At 55.3% G+C, this 20,539-nt stretch carries 21 protein-coding genes and 1 pseudogene; 15 read left to right on the top strand and 7 right to left on the bottom strand.

Annotated elements, in window-relative coordinates:
• Positions 1–378 precede the first annotated feature (378 nt).
• The 3 genes and pseudogenes from F3I44_RS20405 to F3I44_RS20395 all read left to right on the top strand — a co-directional run bounded on the left by F3I44_RS20405 (position 379) and on the right by F3I44_RS20395 (position 3,061).
• The gene (locus tag F3I44_RS20405; protein ID WP_010254395.1) at positions 379–1,014 is read left to right on the top strand and encodes a carbonic anhydrase; all 636 of its coding nucleotides are present in this window, start codon (positions 379–381) and stop codon (positions 1,012–1,014) included.
• A gap of 132 nt (positions 1,015–1,146) precedes the next feature.
• A pseudogene (locus F3I44_RS20400) lies at positions 1,147–1,812 on the top strand (DUF3313 domain-containing protein).
• 112 nt (positions 1,813–1,924) lie between these two features.
• Entirely contained in the window at positions 1,925–3,061 is a 1,137-nt protein-coding gene (locus tag F3I44_RS20395) for a PQQ-dependent sugar dehydrogenase (RefSeq protein ID WP_150015264.1), read from the top strand.
• 145 nt (positions 3,062–3,206) lie between these two features.
• On the opposite strand, the gene F3I44_RS20390 is transcribed toward F3I44_RS20395, so the two are convergent.
• Complete coding sequence (locus F3I44_RS20390; RefSeq protein WP_150015263.1) at positions 3,207–3,863, bottom strand: HAD family phosphatase; 657 nt, start codon at positions 3,861–3,863, stop codon at positions 3,207–3,209.
• Positions 3,864–4,135: 272 nt separating this feature from the next.
• On the opposite strand from F3I44_RS20390, the gene F3I44_RS20385 reads away from it, so the two are divergent.
• On the top strand, positions 4,136–5,338 hold the full coding sequence (locus tag F3I44_RS20385; protein ID WP_150015262.1) for a serine hydrolase: 1,203 nt from the start codon (positions 4,136–4,138) through the stop codon (positions 5,336–5,338).
• A 258-nt stretch (positions 5,339–5,596) separates the two neighbouring features.
• Here the strand turns inward: F3I44_RS20385 and ybjG are convergent, their stop codons facing one another.
• Both ybjG and F3I44_RS20375 read right to left on the bottom strand, forming a co-directional pair.
• Positions 5,597–6,202 carry an undecaprenyl-diphosphate phosphatase gene (ybjG, locus tag F3I44_RS20380; protein WP_150015261.1) on the bottom strand — a complete coding sequence of 202 codons (606 nt, stop codon included), beginning with the start codon at positions 6,200–6,202 and terminating at the stop codon, positions 5,597–5,599.
• A 401-nt stretch (positions 6,203–6,603) separates the two neighbouring features.
• The gene (locus F3I44_RS20375) at positions 6,604–8,292 is read right to left on the bottom strand and encodes an aspartate:alanine antiporter (RefSeq protein ID WP_150015260.1); all 1,689 of its coding nucleotides are present in this window, start codon (positions 8,290–8,292) and stop codon (positions 6,604–6,606) included.
• Positions 8,293–8,550: 258 nt separating this feature from the next.
• Between F3I44_RS20375 and ybjM the strand changes: the two genes are divergently transcribed.
• Positions 8,551–8,916: an inner membrane protein YbjM gene (gene ybjM / locus F3I44_RS20370; protein ID WP_033782470.1), complete on the top strand. Its 366-nt coding sequence runs from the start codon at positions 8,551–8,553 to the stop codon at positions 8,914–8,916.
• An 88-nt stretch (positions 8,917–9,004) separates the two neighbouring features.
• Here ybjM and F3I44_RS20365 read toward each other — a convergent pair whose 3' ends face one another.
• Positions 9,005–9,268 (bottom strand): GrxA family glutaredoxin, encoded by a 264-nt coding sequence (locus F3I44_RS20365; protein ID WP_003849263.1) that lies wholly within the window; start codon positions 9,266–9,268, stop codon positions 9,005–9,007.
• Positions 9,269–9,522: 254 nt separating this feature from the next.
• Between F3I44_RS20365 and F3I44_RS20360 the strand changes: the two genes are divergently transcribed.
• The 10 genes from F3I44_RS20360 to rlmC all read left to right on the top strand — a co-directional run bounded on the left by F3I44_RS20360 (position 9,523) and on the right by rlmC (position 18,281).
• On the top strand, positions 9,523–9,774 hold the full coding sequence (locus F3I44_RS20360) for a DUF1418 family protein (protein WP_150015259.1): 252 nt from the start codon (positions 9,523–9,525) through the stop codon (positions 9,772–9,774).
• 16 nt (positions 9,775–9,790) lie between these two features.
• Positions 9,791–10,513, top strand: coding sequence for an oxygen-insensitive NADPH nitroreductase (nfsA, locus tag F3I44_RS20355; RefSeq protein ID WP_150015258.1), 723 nt, complete (start codon positions 9,791–9,793; stop codon positions 10,511–10,513).
• A gap of 20 nt (positions 10,514–10,533) precedes the next feature.
• The gene (gene rimK, locus F3I44_RS20350; protein ID WP_150015257.1) at positions 10,534–11,436 is read left to right on the top strand and encodes a 30S ribosomal protein S6--L-glutamate ligase; all 903 of its coding nucleotides are present in this window, start codon (positions 10,534–10,536) and stop codon (positions 11,434–11,436) included.
• A gap of 87 nt (positions 11,437–11,523) precedes the next feature.
• Positions 11,524–12,003 carry a YbjN domain-containing protein gene (locus F3I44_RS20345; RefSeq protein ID WP_150015256.1) on the top strand — a complete coding sequence of 160 codons (480 nt, stop codon included), beginning with the start codon at positions 11,524–11,526 and terminating at the stop codon, positions 12,001–12,003.
• Positions 12,004–12,385: 382 nt separating this feature from the next.
• Complete coding sequence (gene potF / locus F3I44_RS20340) at positions 12,386–13,495, top strand: spermidine/putrescine ABC transporter substrate-binding protein PotF (protein ID WP_150015255.1); 1,110 nt, start codon at positions 12,386–12,388, stop codon at positions 13,493–13,495.
• A 123-nt stretch (positions 13,496–13,618) separates the two neighbouring features.
• Complete coding sequence (potG, locus tag F3I44_RS20335; RefSeq protein WP_013357281.1) at positions 13,619–14,752, top strand: putrescine ABC transporter ATP-binding subunit PotG; 1,134 nt, start codon at positions 13,619–13,621, stop codon at positions 14,750–14,752.
• Positions 14,753–14,761: 9 nt separating this feature from the next.
• Positions 14,762–15,724 carry a putrescine ABC transporter permease PotH gene (gene potH / locus F3I44_RS20330; protein ID WP_003849283.1) on the top strand — a complete coding sequence of 321 codons (963 nt, stop codon included), beginning with the start codon at positions 14,762–14,764 and terminating at the stop codon, positions 15,722–15,724.
• Positions 15,721–16,566 carry a putrescine ABC transporter permease PotI gene (gene potI, locus F3I44_RS20325; RefSeq protein WP_150015254.1) on the top strand — a complete coding sequence of 282 codons (846 nt, stop codon included), beginning with the start codon at positions 15,721–15,723 and terminating at the stop codon, positions 16,564–16,566. Before potH ends, potI begins: the two co-directional genes overlap by 4 nt.
• 75 nt (positions 16,567–16,641) lie before the next feature.
• Positions 16,642–17,109, top strand: coding sequence for a YbjO family protein (locus F3I44_RS20320; RefSeq protein ID WP_150015253.1), 468 nt, complete (start codon positions 16,642–16,644; stop codon positions 17,107–17,109).
• Between the two features lie 41 nt (positions 17,110–17,150).
• Positions 17,151–18,281 (top strand): 23S rRNA (uracil(747)-C(5))-methyltransferase RlmC, encoded by a 1,131-nt coding sequence (gene rlmC, locus F3I44_RS20315; protein WP_150015252.1) that lies wholly within the window; start codon positions 17,151–17,153, stop codon positions 18,279–18,281.
• 20 nt (positions 18,282–18,301) lie between these two features.
• Here rlmC and F3I44_RS20310 read toward each other — a convergent pair whose 3' ends face one another.
• The 3 genes from F3I44_RS20310 to artQ form a co-directional block, all read right to left on the bottom strand.
• Positions 18,302–19,033, bottom strand: coding sequence for an arginine ABC transporter substrate-binding protein (locus F3I44_RS20310; RefSeq protein ID WP_150015251.1), 732 nt, complete (start codon positions 19,031–19,033; stop codon positions 18,302–18,304).
• A gap of 115 nt (positions 19,034–19,148) precedes the next feature.
• Entirely contained in the window at positions 19,149–19,817 is a 669-nt protein-coding gene (gene artM / locus F3I44_RS20305) for an arginine ABC transporter permease ArtM (protein WP_150015250.1), read from the bottom strand.
• A complete protein-coding gene (artQ, locus tag F3I44_RS20300; protein ID WP_150015249.1) occupies positions 19,817–20,533 on the bottom strand; it encodes an arginine ABC transporter permease ArtQ in 717 nt (238 codons plus the stop codon). Before artQ ends, artM begins: the two co-directional genes overlap by 1 nt.
• Positions 20,534–20,539 lie beyond the last annotated feature (6 nt).

Here is a 20,539-nt window from a genome sequence, read left to right as displayed (position 1 = left end):
GCCCGGCTTATTCTCCGGGCGTTATCCTGCTCCCCTTAATCTGCCCTCAAAGACCAGATGCAAAACAGAAATCTTTGGTTTCGTTCAAACTGCGACGTAAAGTAGTGAAAAAACGCGTAAAAGCCGGTCCACGGCTCAGACAATAAAAGTGGGCGGAACCCCTTCTGCCTTTTCCAGTAACCTCCCGTGCTGTAAAAAGAAATCGGCTTCGGGAATGCTGGATAAGAGATAAGCGAAACGCTGACGATGACAGCGCTTCAGGGCTGTCTGAAAAACGCGGGTTGATATTCACTTGTTTTCATTAATAATAAACCAGCAAACCCCACTGAGGGGGCTATGCCCCTCAGGTAATGAAATGGATAATGTGAGAGCTAAATAATGAAAGAGATCATCAACGGATTTCTGAATTTCCAGCAGAATGTGTTTCCTGAAAGGAAGGATCTTTTCAAAAGCCTGGCGTCAAATCAAAATCCGAAAGCGCTGTTCATCTCCTGTTCAGACAGCCGTCTGGTGCCTGAACTGGTGACGCAGCAGGAGCCAGGAGAGCTGTTCGTTATCCGCAATGCGGGCAACATCGTTCCCTCATTTGGCCCGGAGCCGGGCGGTGTCTCCGCTACGATCGAATATGCTGTGGTCGCGCTGGGCGTCTCCGACATCATCATCTGCGGTCACTCCAACTGCGGTGCCATGAACGCCATCGCCTCCTGCGCCTGCATGGACACCATGCCTGCAGTTGAGCACTGGCTGCGCTATGCCGATGCAGCAAAGGCGGTGGTCGAGCAGCGTGAGTATGACTCACCAGAGAAGAAACTGAACGAGATGGTCAAAGAGAACGTCATCGCTCAGCTCAACAACATGAAAACCCATCCGTCGGTCTCTGTTGCCCTGCGTAACGGCAAGCTGCGTCTGCATGGCTGGGTTTACGATATCGAAAGCGGCACCATCATGGCGCTGACCCAGGGCGGTAAGCAATTCATCACCCTGTCGGAAAATCCTGATACCTGCTTCGAGTAATGGCTTTTACCCGCTGCGTTATGCAGCGGGTATTTTCCGATCTTCCGCACAGATAACCCCTTAGAACGACGCTTATTTTCAGCATTTCCTCGTGATTTATCCATTCATGCTTAAACCTCTGACACAAGCGAGTTGATCAAGCGTAAAACGTCCGTTGCTGCTCTGCTGGCAGTCTCCGCACTGTTGCTCAGTGGATGTCATTTTCATGTTGCAGACAAGCAGCACTATTCGGGCTTCTTAGTGGATTAAAGCCAGCCAGAGCCCTCTGAGTCAGCCCGCGGGGAACCGACTCTGCGCTGGATTTCGCCCGACGACAAGAGCAGCCAGTATCAGGATGTGCTCTATACACCGGTCGTGTTCTATCCGGCTGCACGGCCTACGGCTCGCGTCAGTCAGCAGACGCTGGATCAGATACGCAGTTACACCGACATTCAGTTAAAAGGAGCGATTGCCACCCCTCTGCCGCTGGTTAATCAGGTTTCGCCACATACTCTTAAAGTGCGTGCCGCGATCAGCGCCGTCCCGGCAGAGAACGAGGGCGTACAGTTTTACGAAGTGGTGCCGATTGCGGCAGTCGTCGCCAGTACGGTGGCGGCATCAGGCCACCGAACTCAGAACAGTGAACTGTTCCTGGAAATCGAAGCCAGCGATGCCGTGACCGGCAAACCGTTGCTCCGGGTTGTGCGAAAAGCCTTTGGCAAAACGGTCAGTAACAGCACGACGCCAATCACCGTTGATGACCTGAAGCCGGGTGTTGATATGCTGGTTCGTGACACGGTGAGTTTCAACGCGCCATAACCCTTCGGGGCTGCACATCCTTGTCGCCCTGTTTAATCTTTTGTAAATCCTCAGGTTCACCAAGCAGTGGATGACTACGCTTAAGGGCACGCTATCCCGTCAGGAGAACCTTATGACCCGTTTTTCGACTACTCTTGTGCTCGGCGGCGCGCTGTTCTGCGCCTCGCCACTTTTTGCCGCTGACGTAAAAGTTGAGGTATTGCAGGATAAGTTACAACATCCATGGTCTGTTGCCTTCCTGCCCGACAACAAAACGCTGCTGATTACCGAACGTAGCGGAGCGCTGCGCAGCTGGAGTCCGGAGAGTGGCCTGTCGCAGCCGATTCAGGGTGTGCCAAAGGTCTGGGCAGAACGGCAGAGTGGCCTGCTGGACGTGGTGCTGGCACCCGATTTTGCGACCAGCCGTCGCGTCTGGCTCAGCTACACTGAGGCGAACAGCAGCGGCAAAGCGGGTGCCGTCGTGGGTGTCGGGACGCTGAGTCCTGATAACCGGCAACTCAGCGATTTCCGCGAGGTGGTCCGGCAGACGCCGATGCTCTCCAGCGGCAACAATATCGGTACCCGGCTGGCGTTTGATACTCAGGGCTATCTCTGGATCGCGTTCGGCGATAATTTTGTCAGCAGCGCAGCGCAGGATCTCGATAAGCTGCAGGGTAAGCTGCTGCGGCTCAACACCGATGGCAGCGTGCCGGACGATAATCCGTTTGTGAAAAAGCCCGGCGCGCGGCCAGAGATCTGGGCCTATGGTCTGCGTAATCCGCAGGGACTGGCGCTTAATCCCTGGACCGGCATGATATGGGAAAATGAACATGGCCCGCGCGGCGGCGATGAAGTGAATATCATGAGCCGTGGCAAAAACTACGGCTGGCCGCTGGCAACGTACGGCATTGACTACAACGGCGATAAAGTGCCGGAATCAAAGGGCACCCATGCTGCAGGCACCGAACAGCCGCTTTATCACTGGAAGGATTCTCCGGCCATCAGCGGCATGGCGTTTTATAACAGCGCCCGTTTTCCGCAGTGGAAGAATTCGGTGTTTATCGGAGCACTGAAAGAGAAAAACCTGATCCGTCTGAGTCTCAACGGCGAAAAAGTGGTGGAAGAGCAGCGCCTGCTGGACGATCAGAAGGCGCGAATCCGCGATGTGCGGCAGGGACCGGATGGCTGGCTCTATGTGCTGACCGATGAGGCCAATGGTAAGCTGCTGAAAGTGGGATTAGCGCAGGACGCTGGCGCGTCCCGCGGCTAAGAGCGAGACCTGGCAGACGATTTTATTTGTCAGTCCGGACCTGAGCCGTGCTCACAATCTTCGCGTACTCCCTGTACGTGCTGGTTGCTGCGCGTGGTCCGTGTCCCGACTGGAGACAAGGATGCCTGCCGGGACAGGCTCTGAATCATCGCGCCCAGTGATAAACCTGCCAGCCGCGGTTTAGAGCTTCCTGATGCAGTTGTTCATCAGGGTTGATAACGTGGGCATGATCGGCCTGCTTCAGCAGTGGCAGGTCGTTCATGGAATCGCTGTAGGCCCAGGTACGGTTAAAGTTCTCCTCCTGCTGCAGCGCTTTCCAGTCACCCAGGCGGGTCACTTTGCCCTCTTTGTAGGTCATGGTGCCGTAGGTGTTGCCGCTGTAGCGTTCATCCACGATCTCAACGCCAATCGCCAGCGCGCCGCAGGCACCCAGCTTCTCAGCAATCGGCACCACCAGATGTTCGCCACTGGCAGAGATGATCATCACTCTGTCACCGCGTGTCCGGTGCCACTCAATGCGCTCGCGCGCTGCAGGATAAACGCGCGGCATGATGTCACGGTGAATGAAGCGGCGCACCCAGCCTTCAACGGTCAGTGTTGCCATGCCTGCCAGAGGGGAGAGTGTTTTATTCATATACTCTTCAATCGACAGCGTACCGGCGTAGTACTGGTTCATTAATGCCTGTTCCTGATCAATCAGTTCGCTGGGGGCAAATCCCTGTGATACCAGCCAGCGCAGCCACAGGCTGGTGCTGTCTTCACAAATCAGTGTTTCATCAAGATCAAAAAGGGCTAAGTCCATGGTCGGTCTCCTCGGCTGACTGGCTTTCAGGTTAGCCGATAATTGTGACGGGCTTAACTCTTCTGCGAAAAATCGGAATTTCACGCAATTCAGAAAGTGACAGGCGCGGGAAAAAGCGGCATACGCGCGGCGTTTATGCCAGGGTTACTCTACTAAACTCTAAAAAACTTTACGATTCGACGGTTTTTTTCGCTGCCGGCAACGGTTAGCGTTTGAGTGAGAATTTTCTGCCCCTGGAATTTCGATTTAACAAGGACAATTCGGCCAAGCCCATGACAAACACTCGTTTCACATCTCGCCTGCGGCACCTCGTTGCCACCTCATTACTGATTATCGCCCCCATCAGCGCTTTTGCTGAACAGGCTCCCGCTGCGCCTGGCATTGATGCTAAAGCATGGATTCTGATCGATTATGCCAGCGGCAAAGTGTTAACCGAATCCAGCGCCGATCAGCGTCTTGATCCTGCCAGTCTGACCAAGATGATGACCAGCTACGTGGTCGGTCAGGCGATTAAAGCGGGCAAAATTAAACCGGATGACCTGGTCACCGTGGGACAGGATGCCTGGGCCACCGGCAATCCGAAGCTGCGTGGCTCTTCGCTGATGTTCCTCAAGCCGGGCGATCGGATACCGGTTCATGAGCTGAATAAAGGGATTGTGATCCAGTCCGGTAATGACGCCTGTATAGCGCTGGCAGATTATGTGGCAGGCAGTCAGGACTCGTTTATCGGCCTGATGAACAACTATGTAAAGGCGCTGGGACTCCAGAATACCCACTTTATGACGGTGCATGGTCTGGATGCTGAAGGGCAGTACAGCACCGCGCGGGATATGGCGCTGATTGCTCAGGCGCTGATCCGCGATGTGCCAGAAGAGTACGCACTGAATAAAGAGAAAGAGTTCACCTTCAACAATATTCGCCAGATTAACCGCAACCGTCTGTTATGGAGCACCAACCTTAAGGTGGATGGCGTCAAAACCGGTCACACCTCCGGCGCGGGCAATAACCTGGTGGCTTCCGCGACCGAAGGCGATATGCGCCTGATCTCGGTGGTGCTCGGCACCGCCAGCGATGCCATACGTTTCCGCGAAAGTGAAAAGCTGCTGACATGGGGCTTCCGTTTCTTTGAAACGGTGACGCCGATTAAGGCGGATGCACCTTTTGCGCAGCAGCGGGTCTGGTTTGGTGATAAGAGCCAGGTGAATCTCGGGGTAGCGAAAGATGCGGCGCTGACCATCCCGAAAGGGCAGATGAAGAACCTGAAGGCGAGTTTTAAACTGACCACACCTCAGCTGGAAGCACCGCTGAAGAAGAATCAGGTAGTGGGCACTATCGATTTTCAGCTGGATGGCAAAACTATTGAGCAGCGTCCGCTGGTGGTGCTGCAGGATGTGCCGGAAGGCGGCTTCTTCAGCCGGATGATTGACTTCGTAATGATGAAGTTTAACGGCTGGTTCGGGAAGTGGTTGTCGTAAGTGAGCAGGGACGCTGATCCGTCCCTGAGACGAGTGCTGTTTCCAAATCAGAATCCAGCAGCAACGCTTTAGCTCAGCGCGCTGGGAACTGGGTCAGAAGAGGAAAGCGTCCCGCGCCATGGACGGCGCGGGTCGAGCGTGCCATGGATGGCGGTTTTTGCGTCTTTCCGATCTGACCCTGTTCCCTGCGCAGGTTCGATCTCACCGCCAGTTGAAGCAGATTCCAGACAATTAAGGAGACGCAACCGCACCCCTTCCTTAATTCTGCGTCCAGCCCTTACGAATCGGCAGAGCAAACAGCGCCCGATAGAGCGGGTTGATCACCGCCAGCATCCGCTCGCCATAGAACTGCCACGCCAGATGTGACGCCAGACAGCTCAGCAGACCCACCAGGAACCCGCCCAGCATATCCATTGGCCAGTGAACACCCAGATAAACCCGCGACCAGGCGATGGCACAACCCGCCATCATCAGTACCACACCCGACCAGAGGCGATGCCAGAAAATAAATGCCAGAGCAAAGGTGAATATTGTCGTGCCGTGATCGCTGGGATAGGAGTCATCGGCGGCGTGAGGCAGGAACTGATAACCGTAGCCAATGGCGAAAGGGCGGGGATGCGGCAGCAGGTGGCCCACACACCAGGAGATCGCCAGCGCATAGATCAGCGCCATACCGGTTTTCAGTACCAGCGCCCGCTGCGAAGAGACCTGATCGCGCGGTCCCCAGAGCCACATCGCCACAATTAACAGCGGCACGATGGCGATCAAATCTCTGGCAATAAAGGTCGCCAGTTGCAGCAACCAGGCAGGTGACGCCGGTGTGGCATTGATGGCAGTAAACAGTGCGTGGTTCAGCTCTTCCATTTCGGGATAAATTCCTCAGCAGACAGGCCGGTCATCAGCGTCAGGCAACATCCAGTCACCCAGGCCCGATAACAGCGGCAAATAAACGTTCAGCGACAGCGCGCCTGACCAATCAATCAGCACAATTTGCTAACTTATCAGCGCGCTATCCTGCTTTTTGTCGGGCTAATCGTCTATAGAAAGGCTCTTAATCTCATAATGAGTTGCACAACTGTTTAAGTTTTATGACGGTTTGAGAGGTGATTACGGAGTGGAAGCGCGGGATGGGACGAAAAAGGCATAAAAAAACCCGCCGGGAAAAAGACCAGCGGGCTCCACAATTTGGGGATTTCAAAGAAAAGCAGTGGCACTTATTATGACTATCGCTTAACAATAAAGTTCTGGACGTCAGCAAAAAAATTTTATAGGGGCAGTATCGGCCAGATAATCACAATCAGCGTCCCCGCCAGCGTCAGTAACACGTTGGCGATCGCATAGGTTCCGGCATAGCCCAGCGCCGGAATATTACTGCGTGCGGTATCACTGATGATCTCCATGGCTGGTGCGCAGGTTCGCGCGCCCATGATGGCCCCAAATAGCAGGGCGCGGTTCATTCGCAACACATAGGCTCCAAACAGATAGCAGATGATCACCGGAATCAGGCTGACCAGCAGACCGCACAGCAGCATCAGCGCACCGTCGCTGCTCAGGCCGTGATTAATTCCGCTGCCGGCGCTTAATCCTACACCCGCCATAAATACCATCAGGCCGAACTCTTTCACCATGGTAAGCGCGCCCTGCGGAATATAGCCAAAGGTCGGATGGTTGGCGCGCAGGAAGCCAAGCATGATACCGGCGAACAGCAGACCCGCCGCGTTCCCGATACCAAAACTGAAATTGCTGAACTGGAAGGTGATCAGACCAATCATCAGACCCACGATAAAGAAGGCGCAGAAGGCCAGAAGATCGGTCATCTGACTGTGAATCGCGATAAAGCCGATACGATCTGCCACGCTTTTCACCCGTCGCGCCTCGCCGCTGACCTGCAACACATCACCTTTATTGAGCATGATGCTGTCGTCGATCGGCATCTCGATCTGACTGCGTATTACGCGGTTCAGGAAGCAGCCGTGATCGGTAAGGTTTAACTTGCTGAGGCGTTTGTTTACTGCGTTATGGTTTTTCACCACGATCTCTTCGGTGACGATGCGCATATCCAGCAGGTCGCGGTCAAACACCTCTTTACCGTTACGGAAACTGGGATCGAGCCGGGCGTGTGCGTCGGGATAGCCGACCAGCGAGATATCATCACCCAGTTGTAACACCGCATCCCCATCGGGACTGGCGAGAATACCGTTACGGCGGATACGCTCAATGTAGCAACCTGTCTGACGATAGATACCCAGCTCGCGCAGGTTTTTGCCGTCGCTCCACGCCACCAGTTCCGGGCCCACGCGATAGGCGCGGATCACCGGCAGAAAGACTTTACGCTGGCTGTCCGCATCCAGACCGCGCTCGCGGGCGATCTGCTGGGCGCTGGTGGGCAGATCCTGATGTTGCAGGCGGGGCAGGTAACGGGCACCAAAAATCAGGCTGACCAGTCCAATCAGGTAGGTCACGGCATAACCGAGGCTCAGCTGATCCTGCATCAATCCAAGCTGCTTGGAATCGCTGATGCTTTGCCGCAGAGTATCACCCGCTCCGACCAGCACCGGTGTTGAGGTCATCGACCCGGCCAGCATGCCTGCGGTGAGACCAATATCCCAGCCAAAGAGTTTTCCCAGCCCCAGTGCCAGCAACAACGCGCTGACCACCATCACGATGGCGAGCATGAAATAGTTTTTGCCGTCGCGAAAGAAAATAGAAAAAAAGTTGGGACCCGCTTCAACACCAACACAAAAAATAAACAGCATAAAGCCCAGACTTAATGCATCGGTATTGATCGCGAAGTGCTGCTGCCCTAATAAGAGCGAAACCACTAATACGCCAATCGAATTTCCCAGCTGAACCGAGCCAAGACGCAACTTGCCCAGACAGAGGCCGAGCGCTAAAACGACAAATAATAACAAAATGTCATTTCCGCTTAACAATCCTGCGACGTTAATATTCACTGTTTAACTTCTTGTTTACGTGTAACCTGTTGAAGAGTGGCCTGTTTTTCGCTATCGTGAGCAGGCCGTTGAGGTGCTGTTGTATCAACACTGCAAATGGAACCGGTATCGCGGCGCTATTCTAATCACAAATATCTTTCACAGCCATTGGCTGTTTTCATTCGTTACCACAGCGAACTGTTTCTTTTTATTTCCACCAGAACGCATCAGGGATATCAGCAGGTTATTGTCGGGGTTACTTTTAATCAGTGGGGTGGTATGCCGCAGCGTTCTTATCTCTGGACTACCCGCCTGTGCGGCGTGGTGTTGTACAGTCTGGTGTTTGTTTTTACCTGTCATTTCTGGCAGGTCGGTCCCGGCCCGCTCCGTGGTCAGCCCGAATTACTGCTCTTTATGTTGCCCGGTATTGTAATGGCATTGATGCAGGTGGAAAGCCCGTTAAAAAGCACGCTGCTGATGGGACTCTGGGGAACGTTGCTGGCAGCACTTCTGCTCAATAACAGCCTGTTTATTCACAGCAGCGGACTGTTTGCCATCGCATGGAGTCTCAGCGCGCTGTTCTGGGCAGGCTGTGGGGCATTGCTGGTACGATTGATGCAGATCGTGATGGCGTCGCTCAACTAAACGGTGCCGGATGGCTGGCGTCAGCCAGAGAGCAAAAAGGCGAGACAGGAAAACCCTGCCTCGCCTTTTTTATTCCGGTTATCTGCGCTTACGCGACAAATCCCAGATTCTCTTTGGTCCAGGCCGCAAACTCGGTGTAGCCACCGATATGTTTTTCGTCCACGAAAATCTGCGGCACGGTGCTGACCGGTTTACCGGCGCTGGCTTCCAGATCGGCTTTAGTAATGCCTTCTGCATTAATATCGACATACTGATAGCTAAAATCATCGCGCTCCGCGGTCAGCTTGTCGGCCAGTTCATGGGCTCGGACACAGTAGGGACAGCCCGGACGACCAAAAATAACAGCAATCATTGATAACTCCTTGCAGCGACTATTATGTGATGTGTGTCACATAATAAAACAGAGAATGGCAACCATCATGCCCGCTCGTATCGCTTAAGGAAAGCAGGAATTGCCTGTTAGTCTGATGCCCGCACGCTATTGCTGCCGTTCAGGAAGCGTCTGAAACAAGGGCTTTTTCGCGACGGCAGCCCGTGTAATCCGCGCAATTTTTGGGTTGTTGACCATAATTGACGCTCAGTAAGCCGCAAAGGCAGGAGGATGTGATGCAGAGTGTGGCCAGATTACCCCGGTTTATCGTGGTGCTGGAGGCGGCGGGCGGCCTGTTAATTCTGGGTGCGCTACTGCTGATTAACCACTGGCTGCCGCTGCCAGATCAGGCTGATGCCAGAACGCTGGCCACCCTGCTGTTCATCGCTGGTGTGGTGCTGATGCTGCCTGCTGCCTGGCTATTGATGTGGCGCACCGCGAAAGCTATCGCGCCACAGCTGTTCAATCAGATTGATAAAAAAAGATAATGTTGCTGGAGACTTTATGACACCGACCATTGATTTACTGTGCAGCCACCGTTCAATCCGCGCCTTCACTGACCAGCCGGTCAGTGAAGCCCAGCGTGAAGCGATTATTAATGCGGCGCAATCGGCGTCCACATCCAGCTTTTTACAGTGCTCTTCTATTATCCGTATCACCGACAAAGCGCTGCGTGACAAGCTGGTGACGCTGACCGGCGGACAGACGTGGGTCGCGGATGCGCCTGAGTTCTGGGTTTTCTGCGCGGACTTTAATCGCCACCTGCAGATTTGCCCGGATGCGCAGCTGGGCCGTGCCGAGCAGTTGCTTCTGGGCTGCGTCGATACCGCCCTGATGGGGCAGAACGCGATGGTAGCGGCGGAATCGCTGGATCTGGGTGGCGTCTTTATCGGCGGAATCCGTAACAGCATTGCGGAAGTGACCGAACTGCTTGGCCTGCCTAAATTTGTGCTGCCGCTGTTTGGGTTCTGCCTGGGGCACCCGGCGTCAAAACCGGACGTTAAACCGCGCATGCCACACGCCATGCTGGTGCATGAAAACCGCTATCAGCCACTGGATAAAAGCGTGCTGGCCGAATACGATAGCCGCACAGAACTCTATTATCAGCAGCGCGACAGCAACCCGCGTAGCGAAACCTGGAGTGAGCTGATTCAGCGTCTGATCATTAAAGAAACGCGTCCGTTTATGCTCGATTATCTGCATCAGCAGGGCTGGGCTACGCGTTAACCCACAAAGGGAGAGCTGCGATGAAGATAGCCATCCTGTCGCGCGATGGGACGCTCTACTCCAGTCGGCGATTGCGTGACGAGGCCGCCGCACGCGGTCACGAGGTGCAAATCATCGATCCGCTCTCCTGCTATATGAATATCAATCCCGCCTCACCCGCGGTTCACTATTGTGGTGAACCGCTGGGCCCTTTCGACGCGGTTATTCCGCGCATCGGCAATGCCATTACCTTTTACGGTGCGGCGGTGCTGCGACAGTTTGAAATGTGTGGCAGCTATCCGCTGAATGAGTCCGCCGCCATTACCCGCACCCGGGACAAATTACGCTCGCTGCAACTGCTGGCACGGGAAGGCATCGACATGCCTGTGACCGGCTTTGCCTCCTCACCCGATGACACTGACGATCTGATCGCCATGGTGGGCGGCGCGCCGCTGGTGGTTAAGCTGGTGGAAGGGACGCAGGGCATTGGCGTCGTGCTGGCGGAAACACGGCAGGCGGCAGAGAGCGTCATTGATGCCTTCCGCGGCCTGAATGCGCATATTCTGGTGCAGGAGTTTATTAAAGAAGCCGAAGGGCGTGATATTCGCTGCCTGGTGATTGGTGATCAGGTGGTGGCAGCGATTGAGCGGGTCGCGAAAGAGGGCGATTTCCGCTCTAATCTGCATCGCGGCGGCAAAGCCTGCCCGGTTGAGATTACCCCTCAGGAGCGGGAAATGGCGGTGAAAGCCGCCGCTACGCTTGGGCTGGAGGTTGCGGGTGTCGATATTCTGCGCGCCCATCGCGGTCCGCTGGTGATGGAAGTGAACGCCTCGCCCGGCCTGGAAGGCATTGAAACCAGCAGCGGCCTTAACATTGCCGCGCTGATGATTCAGCGGATTGAGCAGCAGGCCATCCCCGGGCTCCGTCCTAAAACCGCTGGCTGACACGCGCTTTTCAGCAGTTTTCGTGGCATCGCCACGCATTTTTCCGTAAGCTAAGTCGCCTGTTTATCACCCCACTGGGATTTTACGATGGATTCTCTTGTCGTTCCGGATATCGACCTGCTGCGTCGCTGGCTGGATCAGCAAAATATCACCTGGTTCGAATGCGATGCCTGTCAGGCACTTCATCTGCCGCACATGCAAAACTTCGATGGGGTGTTTGACGCCAAAATCGATCTGGTCGACAACGTCATTCTGTTTTCGGCGCTGGCTGAAGTGAAGCCGACGGCGCTGATTCCGCTGGTCGGCGATCTGTCGCAAATTAATGCCAGTTCACTGACGGTGAAAGCCTTTATCGACATTCAGGATGATAATCTGCCGAAGCTCATTGTCTGTCAGTCAATGACGACCACCGCCGGATTAACCTTTGGTCAGTTCTCACACTTTATGAAACAGAGTGAAGAGCAAATCTCCATGGTGATTCTGGAAGCCTTTGCCAATAATCTGCTGATTGTGGGTGAAGAAGAAGAGCACGTTCCGGTCTCCAGCGTGCATTCGGTGCTGCACTAGGCCGACCCCTTTACAGACTAAGCCGTCCCTGAGACGGCTTTTTTATGCACGCCGCGTGCCGCCACCTTTTTTTATTCTGCATTTTGCCCTTTAATGCCAGATATCTGTCGTCGTTTATACCATCAAAGCCGAACCTCATAGCTCAAACATGCATAAAATATCGGTTTCAGGCGTTTTTTACGCTGGGGTCTGGTGCAGCCTGAGCAGGGGGGCTATGCTTGCGGGGCTGTAACAGGCGCGTAACTACGCTTCTGATATAGGATTTTGCTGGTAAACTCCCGCTGAATAATGATTCATTGTGTCACTGACGTCCTGTACAGAACGCAATGCAGGGATCTCAGGTTTGCAGCGTTGTAATGACCCGCTCAGGAGGATGGAAAACATGTTCAACTCACGTCAGAAATGGCTGTCAGCTGTGGTAGCGGCTTCGCTGATGGTCGCGTCGGCCAGCAGCATGGCGGAAGATAAAACGCTGCACGTCTACAACTGGTCCGATTATATTTCGCCAGATACCGTGCCGAACTTTGAAAAGCAGTCGGGCATTAAGGTTGTCTACGATGTCTTTGACTCCAACGAAGTGCTGGAAGGCAAACTGATGGCGGGCAGTACCGGCTACGATGTCGTGGTGCCATCCTCCAGCTTCCTGGCGCGTCAGCTGCAGTCCGGGGTATTCCAGCCACTGGACAAGAGCAAACTGCCTAACTATAAAAACCTCGATCCGGCGCTGATGGAAAAAGTGGCGCAGCACGATCCGGGTAATAAATATGCCATTCCTTATCTGTGGGGCACCACCGGTATCGGCTACAACATCGACAAAGTCAAAGCCGCGCTGGGAACCGATGCGCCGGTCAACAGCTGGGACCTGGTGATGAAGCCGGAAAATCTGGAGAAGCTGAAAAGCTGTGGCGTCTCTTTCCTGGATGCGCCGGAAGAGATTTTCGCCACCGTGCTGAACTATCTGGGCAAGGATCCTAACTCTTCGGATGCCAAAGACTATTCCGGTGCGGCGACAGACCTGCTGCTGAAGCTGCGTCCGAACATCCGCTATTTCCATTCGTCTCAGTACATCAACGATCTGGCTAACGGTAACACCTGCGTCGCCATCGGCTGGTCGGGCGATATTCTGCAGGCGAAGAACCGTGCCGATGCGGCGAAAAACGGCGTGCATCTGGGCTACAGCGTGCCAAAAGAGGGCGCACTGGCCTTCTTCGATATGATGGCAATTCCTAAGGATGCCAAAAACCTCGACGGTGCCTACGCCTGGCTGAACTACATCATGGATCCGAAAGTGATCGCTGATGTCTCCAATAAAATGAACTACGCCAACGGCAACAAAGCGTCGCTGCCGCTGATCAATGCCGACGTCCGCAACAACCCGGGTATCTTCCCGACGCCAGAAGCGATGTCGAAATTGTTCGTGCTGAAAGTCCAGGATCCGAAACTGGATCGTGTGCGTACGCGCGCATGGACTAAAGTAAAAAGTGGTAAGTAGTTCGTCCTTTACGGATTGACCTGTCACGCATCAGCAACAGAGGCGCAGTGTCGGCCTCTGTTGTGCCATTTTTAGCGGCGGATTTTGCCGCCATGTTCCGCCTGGCTCCGGAGAGAACCCTTTGTGAACGATGCCATTCCCCGCCCTCAACATAAAACTGCAAAGGCCTTAACGCCGCTGCTGGAGATCCGCAATCTGACCAAATCTTTTGACGGCCAGCACGCCGTGGATGATGTCAGTCTGACCATTTATAAAGGTGAAATCTTCGCTCTGCTGGGCGCATCGGGCTGTGGCAAATCCACGCTGCTGCGTATGCTGGCCGGTTTTGAGCCGCCCACCAGCGGCCAGATTGTGCTGGATGGACAGGATCTGTCGCACGTTGCGCCCTATCAGCGTCCGATCAATATGATGTTCCAGTCCTACGCGCTGTTCCCGCACATGACGGTTGAGCAGAATATCGCCTTTGGTCTGAAGCAGGATCGGCTGCCGAAAGGGGAGATCACCAGCCGCGTCGCCGAAATGCTGGCGCTGGTGCATATGCAGGAGTTTGCGAAACGCAAACCGCATCAGCTCTCCGGTGGTCAGCGCCAGCGCGTGGCGCTGGCACGCAGCCTGGCGAAACGGCCAAAACTGCTGCTGCTCGATGAGCCGATGGGCGCACTGGATAAGAAGCTGCGCGACAGGATGCAGCTGGAAGTGGTTGATATTCTTGAGCGTGTGGGCGCGACCTGCGTGATGGTGACGCACGACCAGGAAGAGGCGATGACCATGGCGGGCCGTATCGCAATTATGAATCGCGGTAAGTTCGTGCAGATTGGCGAGCCGGAGGAGATTTACGAGCATCCGACCAGCCGCTACAGCGCGGAGTTTATCGGTTCGGTTAACGTCTTCGAAGGTTTGCTGCGTGAACGTCAGGCAGATGGCCTGGTAATCGACAGCCCCGGCCTGATGCATCCGCTGAAAGTCGATTCCGATGTCTCGGTAGTCGATAACGTGCCAGTGCATGTCGCGCTGCGCCCGGAAAAAGTGATGCTGTGCGATGAAGTACCCGCCGATGGTTGTAACTTTGCGGTGGGTGAAGTGGTCCACATCGCCTATCTCGGCGATCTCTCTATCTTCCATGTCCGTCTGCACAGCGGGCAGATGATCAGCGCACAGTTGCAAAACGCGCATCGCTACCGCAAAGGGTTGCCGACCTGGGGGGATGAAGTCCGCCTCTGCTGGGAAAGCGACAGCTGCGTGGTGTTGACGGTTTAAGGAGCGGCTATGAGCCAGATTTTCCAACGCGCCAAAGCGCCCGCCCGACTGGTCGGTACGCCGCTGCAACGCTGGGCCACGCGGGTAAAAATGCAGCATGGCCGTAAGCTGGTCATTGCTCTGCCGTATGTCTGGCTGGTGCTGTTGTTTCTGCTACCGTTTCTGACGGTGCTGAAGATCAGCTTCGCGGACATTGCACGGGCGATTCCCCCTTACACCGAGCTGGTGAGCTGGGCAGATGATCAGTTCAGCATCGTGCTCAACTTCGGTAACTACCTGACGCTGACCGATGATCCGCTCTACATTGACGCCTATCTGCAGTCGCTGAAAGTGGCGGCGATTTCCACGGTAATCTGTCTGCTGATAGGCTATCCGCTCGCCTGGGCCGTTGCGCACAGCAAGCCGTCGATGCGCACCATCTTGCTGCTGCTGGTGATCCTGCCGTCGTGGACCTCGTTTCTGGTACGCGTCTACGCCTGGATGGGGCTGCTGAACAACAACGGTATCCTCAACCGCTTCCTGCTGTGGCTGGGCGTGATCGATCATCCGCTGGTGATCCTCTACACCAACACCGCGGTCTATATCGGTATCGTCTACTGCTATCTGCCGTTTATGGTGCTGCCAATCTACACGGCACTAACCCGTATCGACTACTCGCTGGTGGAAGCCTCACTGGATCTGGGTGCACGCCCGCTGAAGACCTTTTTCAGCGTGATTGTGCCGCTGACCAAAGGCGGCATTATTGCTGGATCGATGCTGGTGTTTATTCCAGCGGTGGGAGAATACGTGATTCCTGAACTGCTGGGTGGCCCTGACAGCATCATGATTGGCCGTATTCTGTGGCAGGAGTTCTTTAACAACCGCGACTGGCCGGTCGCCTCTGCGCTGGCGGTGATTATTTTGCTGATCCTGATTCTGCCGATCATCTGGTTCCATAAGCATCAAAACCGTGAAATGGGAGAGAAGGCATGAATAATCTGCCCACCATTCGCTCACCCTGGCGAACCGGCATTCTGGTCTGCTGCTTCCTGTTCCTCTATGCGCCGATGCTGCTGCTGGTGGTTTACTCCTTTAACAGCTCACCGCTGGTGACGGTGTGGGAGAATTTCTCCTTCCACTGGTACAAGGTGCTGTTTGAGGACAGCGCGATGATCGACGCAGTGCTACTGAGTCTGAGCATTGCCGGGCTGTCGGCCACCATGGCGGTAGTGCTGGGCACGCTGGCGGCGGTAATCATCGTGCGCTTTGGTCGCTTCCGCGGGCACAACGGTTTTGCCTTTATGCTGACGGCACCGCTGGTGATGCCCGATGTGATCACCGGTCTGTCCCTGCTGCTGCTGTTTGTGGCCATGGGCAACGCCTTTGGCTGGCCGAGTGAACGCGGCATGCTGACCATCTGGCTGGCGCACGTCACTTTCTGTACCGCCTATGTGGCGGTGGTGATCAACTCGCGTCTGCGTGAACTGGACCGCTCAATCGAAGAGGCGGCGATGGATTTAGGCGCGACGCCGCTGAAGGTTTTTTTCGTCATTACCGTGCCGATGATTGCGCCGGCAATTGTCACCGGCTGGCTGCTGGCGTTTACTCTGTCTCTCGACGATCTGGTGATTGCCAGCTTTGTTACCGGGCCGGGTGCCACCACGCTGCCGATGGCGATCTTCGCTACCGTACGCCGCGGCGTGAACCCGGAAATCAATGCGCTGGCTTCCCTGATCCTGTTTGTGGTCGGTTTAGTCGGTTTTATCGCCTGGCGATTCATGGCGCACGAAGAAAAACAGCGTTTAAGCGATATTCAGAAAGCTAAACGTGGCTGAAATACGTAACCTTTGCCACTATATGAACGGGCCGGTTTAACCGGCCCGTTTTTCGATCAGGTGGAGTCAGGGACTATGTCAGAAATCTTCAAAAGCAGTGCTACGCTCTCAGACGCACCGGTTCCGGTGACGGTCGCGGGCATTGCCATTATTGCGACCCGCTGCCTGAGCGTACTGATGCTGGCCAATGAGCTGGGTTACAGTGAAATCGCCAACTTTGTTCACCGCAGCGCCCAGTCCTGGGACTCGACGCTTATCTTTATCGCCAGTCAGCTCATCTTCCTGTTCGAACTGCGCTGCGCCTTTACGCTGATGCGCGGCAGTAACCGTGGCCGCTGGGGCTATGTAGCCACGCAGGGGGTTGTGCTGATCTATATGCTGTTTGCTTCGCTGGGCGGGATTTACCCCGAGATTTTCAGCATTGATGGCGACAACAACGTCCAGATTATCCACCACACCCTGTCGCAGAAAATCCCTGACCTGCTGGTGCTGATGCTGCTGTTTCTGCCCGCCAGCAGTCGCGCTTTTTTCAGGAAGCGGTGATACAATCGCGCTCCGCCAGACCCCATCGTTAAGGCTCTACCATGCACTGCGCGCTTTATGACGCTAACCGTTGCCGCTCCTGTCAGTGGCTGGAAAAACCCTATCCCATTCAGCTAGGCGACAAACAGTCGATGCTGGAACAGTTACTGGCTGATCAGCCGGTTGCGGCCTGGCTACCGCCGGTGACATCACCGCAGCAGGCATTCCGTAACAAAGCCAAAATGGTGGTCAGCGGCAGTGTGGAGCGCCCGGTGCTGGGCTTAATTCATCGTGATGGCGAGGCTGTCGATCTCTGCGACTGCCCGCTCTATCCCGCCAGCTTCCAGCCGGTGTTTGCGGCGCTTAAGCCCTTTATTGCCCGTGCCGGACTGACGCCTTATAACGTGGCACGTAAACGCGGCGAGCTGAAATTCCTGCTGATTACCGAAAGTCAGCAGGGCGGCATCATGCTCCGTTTTGTCCTGCGCTCAACCGCCAAACTGAAACAGCTGCGCGCGGCGTTGCCGTGGCTGCAACAGCAGCTGCCGCAGCTGGCGGTGATCTCGGCCAATATTCAGCCGGTACATATGGCGATTCTCGAGGGAGAGGAGGAGATAGCGCTCACGCCCGATCAGTCGCTGGCTGAGAACTTCAATGGTGTGCCGCTGTGGATCCGGCCGCAAAGCTTCTTTCAGACCAATCCGCAGGTTGCCAGCGCGCTCTATGCCACCGCGCGCGACTGGGTGCGTACGCTGCCGGTTAACAGCATGTGGGATCTCTTCTGTGGCGTAGGAGGTTTTGGTCTGCACTGCGCGACACCGGAAATGGCGCTGACCGGCATTGAAATAAGCGCTGAAGCGATTAAATGCGCCCGGCGTTCCGCTGAGATGCTGGGACTGAAAAACGTGCAGTTTGCGGCGCTTGATTCGACGGCGTTTGCGACCGGACGCGACGCGGTGCCACAGCTGGTGCTGGTGAATCCGCCACGTCGCGGAATGGGTCAGGCGCTGTGTGACTATCTCAGCCAGATGGCTCCGGATTATCTGCTCTATTCAAGCTGTAATCCGCAGACCATGGCGCAGGATATTGCCCGGTTGAATGACTATGAGGTCACGAAGGTTCAGCTGTTCGACATGTTCCCGCACACTGCGCATTTTGAGGTGCTGACGCTGTTAACCCGCCGTCAGCACTGAGCCCGGTGAAATTCCCGGCGTTACTCCGGGAACCATTTCTGATTGAGCTGCTGCCAGCTGCCGTTGGCTTTCAGTTCAGTCAGTGCCTGGTTGAACCGATCGCGCAGCGCTGTATTCCCTTTACGCACAGCAATGCCCAGTCCGGTGCCAAAGTAATCTGCATCAGTGACATGCTCACCAACCGTCGCGAGATCCGGATTGGTCTTCAGCCACTGATTCACCACCGCGCTGTCGCCAAAAACGCCATCGAGCCGGCCACTCTTCATATCCAGAATCGCATTCTGATAGCTGTCATACGCCACCACTTTCACGTCCGGATGCTTATCCTGCAGGTATTTCTGGTGGGTAGTGCCGTTTTCAACGCCGATGCGTTTGTCTTTCAAATCACCGAAGCTGCTGAACTTGCCTTTCTGCGCAATCACAATGGCGGAGTTAGCGTAATAGGGCTGGGTAAAATCGACCTGCTTGCTGCGCTCCGTGGTGATATCCATACCGGAAATCACGGCGTCATAGCGGCGGAATTTCAGTGACGGGATCAGGCTGTCGAAGGCATTGTTAGTGAAAGTACACTCCGCTTTCATCTGCTGGCACAGCGCTTTAGCCAGATCGATATCAAATCCGACGAGATGATTTTCTTTGTCCAGAGATTCAAACGGCGGATAGGTAGCTGAAGCAGCGAAGCGAATCGTTTCCGCGGCCTGCGCGGTCATCGCCAGTGAAGCCAGTGCAGCGGCGATAATCCATTTTTTCATTTTATGATTCCTGTGATGTGGTCAGCCAGAGAAGGCGATACCCTGCCATAAAATGAATTTTTATGCAATTAGTGTGATTTTTCAGGCGGAAAGGGCGAGCAGCCTCGCCCGGCATTCAGTTACGCCGTTCAAAGGCCAGAGCGCGTTTTTCGATCAGTCGCATCATCAGCGTCAGCAAACCGTTAACGCAGAGATAAATCAGACCCGCCGCGGCATAGACCGTAATGTCGTAGGTGCGACCATAGAGTAGCTGGCCGTGGCCCATCACCTCCATCAGGGTGATGGTGTAGGCCAGCGAGGTGCCTTTGAACACCAGCACCACTTCGTTGGAGTAGGAGGAGAGGGCGCGTTTAAATGCATAAGGCAGCATAATGCGCAGTGTATCTTTGCGGCTCATGCCGAGTGCCGCGCACGATTGCCACTGTCCGGAAGGAATCGCCCGGACCGCACCGTAAAACAGCTGCGTGGTGTAAGCCGCACTGTTCAGCGATAGCGCCAGCATCGCGCACAGCCACGGCTGCGACAATAAATGCCACAGCCAGGGGATCTGCTGGATCGAGGGGAACTGTCCCGGACCGTAGTAGATCAGGAAGATCTGCACCAGCAGCGGCGTACCGGTAAACAGCGTGATAAACCCTTTTACCAGCGGATTCAGCACGGGTGTTTTCAGCGACAGGATCACGGTGAAGAGCAGCGCGAGCAGCAGCGCCACCACCAGCGAGGCCGCCGTTAGCGTCAGGCTGGTATGCAGCCCTTTCAGGAGTTCAGGCAGATAGGCCAGCATTAGCTGTTCCCCCGTTCAAAGCGGGTCGTGCGCAGTTCGATGCGGCGTAACACCGCCTGGCTGAACAGCGTAATCACTAAGTAGATCGCGGCCGCCACCAGGAACCAGGTAAACGGCTCCTGCGTACGCGTCGCGATACTTTTGGTTTGCAGCATCAGGTCATTGACGCTGATTAGCGAAACCAGCGCGGTATCTTTCAGCAGTACCAGCCATTGATTACCCAGACCCGGCAGGGCGTGACGCCACATCTGCGGCATAATCAGCCGGAGAAAAATGGCCGACTTTTTCATGCCCAGCGCCTGGCCCGACTCCCACTGACCGACCGGCACCGCTTTGAGTGCGCCGCGCAGCGTCTGCGAGGCATAGGCTGCATAGAGCATCGCAAGCGCAATCACACCGCACAGGAATGGACTGACATCGAAGTTCTCTATCTGCATCTGAACCGGCAGTGTAAACAGCGCGAAGTTTAGCGTGAAGCCGTCAGAGAGAGTGAGCAGCAGCTGTGAGGCACCAAAATAGATAAACAGCACCACCAGAATTTCCGGCAGGCCACGGATCAGCGTCACCAGACCGGTGCCAATCCACGCCAGCGGCCTCAGGCGCAGCGACTCCCAGCCGGCGAATATCATCGCCAGCACCAGGCCTGCGATGAGCGCACAAACAGCAAGGCCGACGGTCATCCCGGCGGCGCTTGCGAGGGTCATCATTTCATTCATCAGAGA

Origin of the sequence: Pantoea sp. F_5 (genome assembly GCF_008631595.1) — a bacterium.
Taxonomy (GTDB): domain Bacteria; phylum Pseudomonadota; class Gammaproteobacteria; order Enterobacterales; family Enterobacteriaceae; genus Pantoea; species Pantoea gossypiicola.
Note: the sequence above shows the minus strand (reverse complement) of the source record. Positions and strands in the feature narration are given on the sequence as shown.

Bases quoted from the DNA above. Each gene is read 5' to 3' on its own strand.
- F3I44_RS20405 (WP_010254395.1), top strand. From the start codon at position 379: ATGAAAGAGATCATCAACGGATTTCTGAATTTCCAGCAGAATGTGTTT.
- F3I44_RS20395 (WP_150015264.1), top strand. From the start codon at position 1,925: ATGACCCGTTTTTCGACTACTCTTGTGCTCGGCGGCGCGCTGTTCTGC.
- F3I44_RS20390 (WP_150015263.1), bottom strand. From the start codon at position 3,863: ATGGACTTAGCCCTTTTTGATCTTGATGAAACACTGATTTGTGAAGAC.
- F3I44_RS20385 (WP_150015262.1), top strand. From the start codon at position 4,136: ATGACAAACACTCGTTTCACATCTCGCCTGCGGCACCTCGTTGCCACC.
- ybjG (WP_150015261.1), bottom strand. From the start codon at position 6,202: ATGGAAGAGCTGAACCACGCACTGTTTACTGCCATCAATGCCACACCG.
- ybjM (WP_033782470.1), top strand. From the start codon at position 8,551: ATGCCGCAGCGTTCTTATCTCTGGACTACCCGCCTGTGCGGCGTGGTG.
- F3I44_RS20365 (WP_003849263.1), bottom strand. From the start codon at position 9,268: ATGATTGCTGTTATTTTTGGTCGTCCGGGCTGTCCCTACTGTGTCCGA.
- F3I44_RS20360 (WP_150015259.1), top strand. From the start codon at position 9,523: ATGCAGAGTGTGGCCAGATTACCCCGGTTTATCGTGGTGCTGGAGGCG.
- nfsA (WP_150015258.1), top strand. From the start codon at position 9,791: ATGACACCGACCATTGATTTACTGTGCAGCCACCGTTCAATCCGCGCC.
- rimK (WP_150015257.1), top strand. From the start codon at position 10,534: ATGAAGATAGCCATCCTGTCGCGCGATGGGACGCTCTACTCCAGTCGG.
- F3I44_RS20345 (WP_150015256.1), top strand. From the start codon at position 11,524: ATGGATTCTCTTGTCGTTCCGGATATCGACCTGCTGCGTCGCTGGCTG.
- potF (WP_150015255.1), top strand. From the start codon at position 12,386: ATGTTCAACTCACGTCAGAAATGGCTGTCAGCTGTGGTAGCGGCTTCG.
- potH (WP_003849283.1), top strand. From the start codon at position 14,762: ATGAGCCAGATTTTCCAACGCGCCAAAGCGCCCGCCCGACTGGTCGGT.
- potI (WP_150015254.1), top strand. From the start codon at position 15,721: ATGAATAATCTGCCCACCATTCGCTCACCCTGGCGAACCGGCATTCTG.
- F3I44_RS20320 (WP_150015253.1), top strand. From the start codon at position 16,642: ATGTCAGAAATCTTCAAAAGCAGTGCTACGCTCTCAGACGCACCGGTT.
- rlmC (WP_150015252.1), top strand. From the start codon at position 17,151: ATGCACTGCGCGCTTTATGACGCTAACCGTTGCCGCTCCTGTCAGTGG.
- F3I44_RS20310 (WP_150015251.1), bottom strand. From the start codon at position 19,033: ATGAAAAAATGGATTATCGCCGCTGCACTGGCTTCACTGGCGATGACC.
- artM (WP_150015250.1), bottom strand. From the start codon at position 19,817: ATGCTGGCCTATCTGCCTGAACTCCTGAAAGGGCTGCATACCAGCCTG.
- artQ (WP_150015249.1), bottom strand. From the start codon at position 20,533: ATGAATGAAATGATGACCCTCGCAAGCGCCGCCGGGATGACCGTCGGC.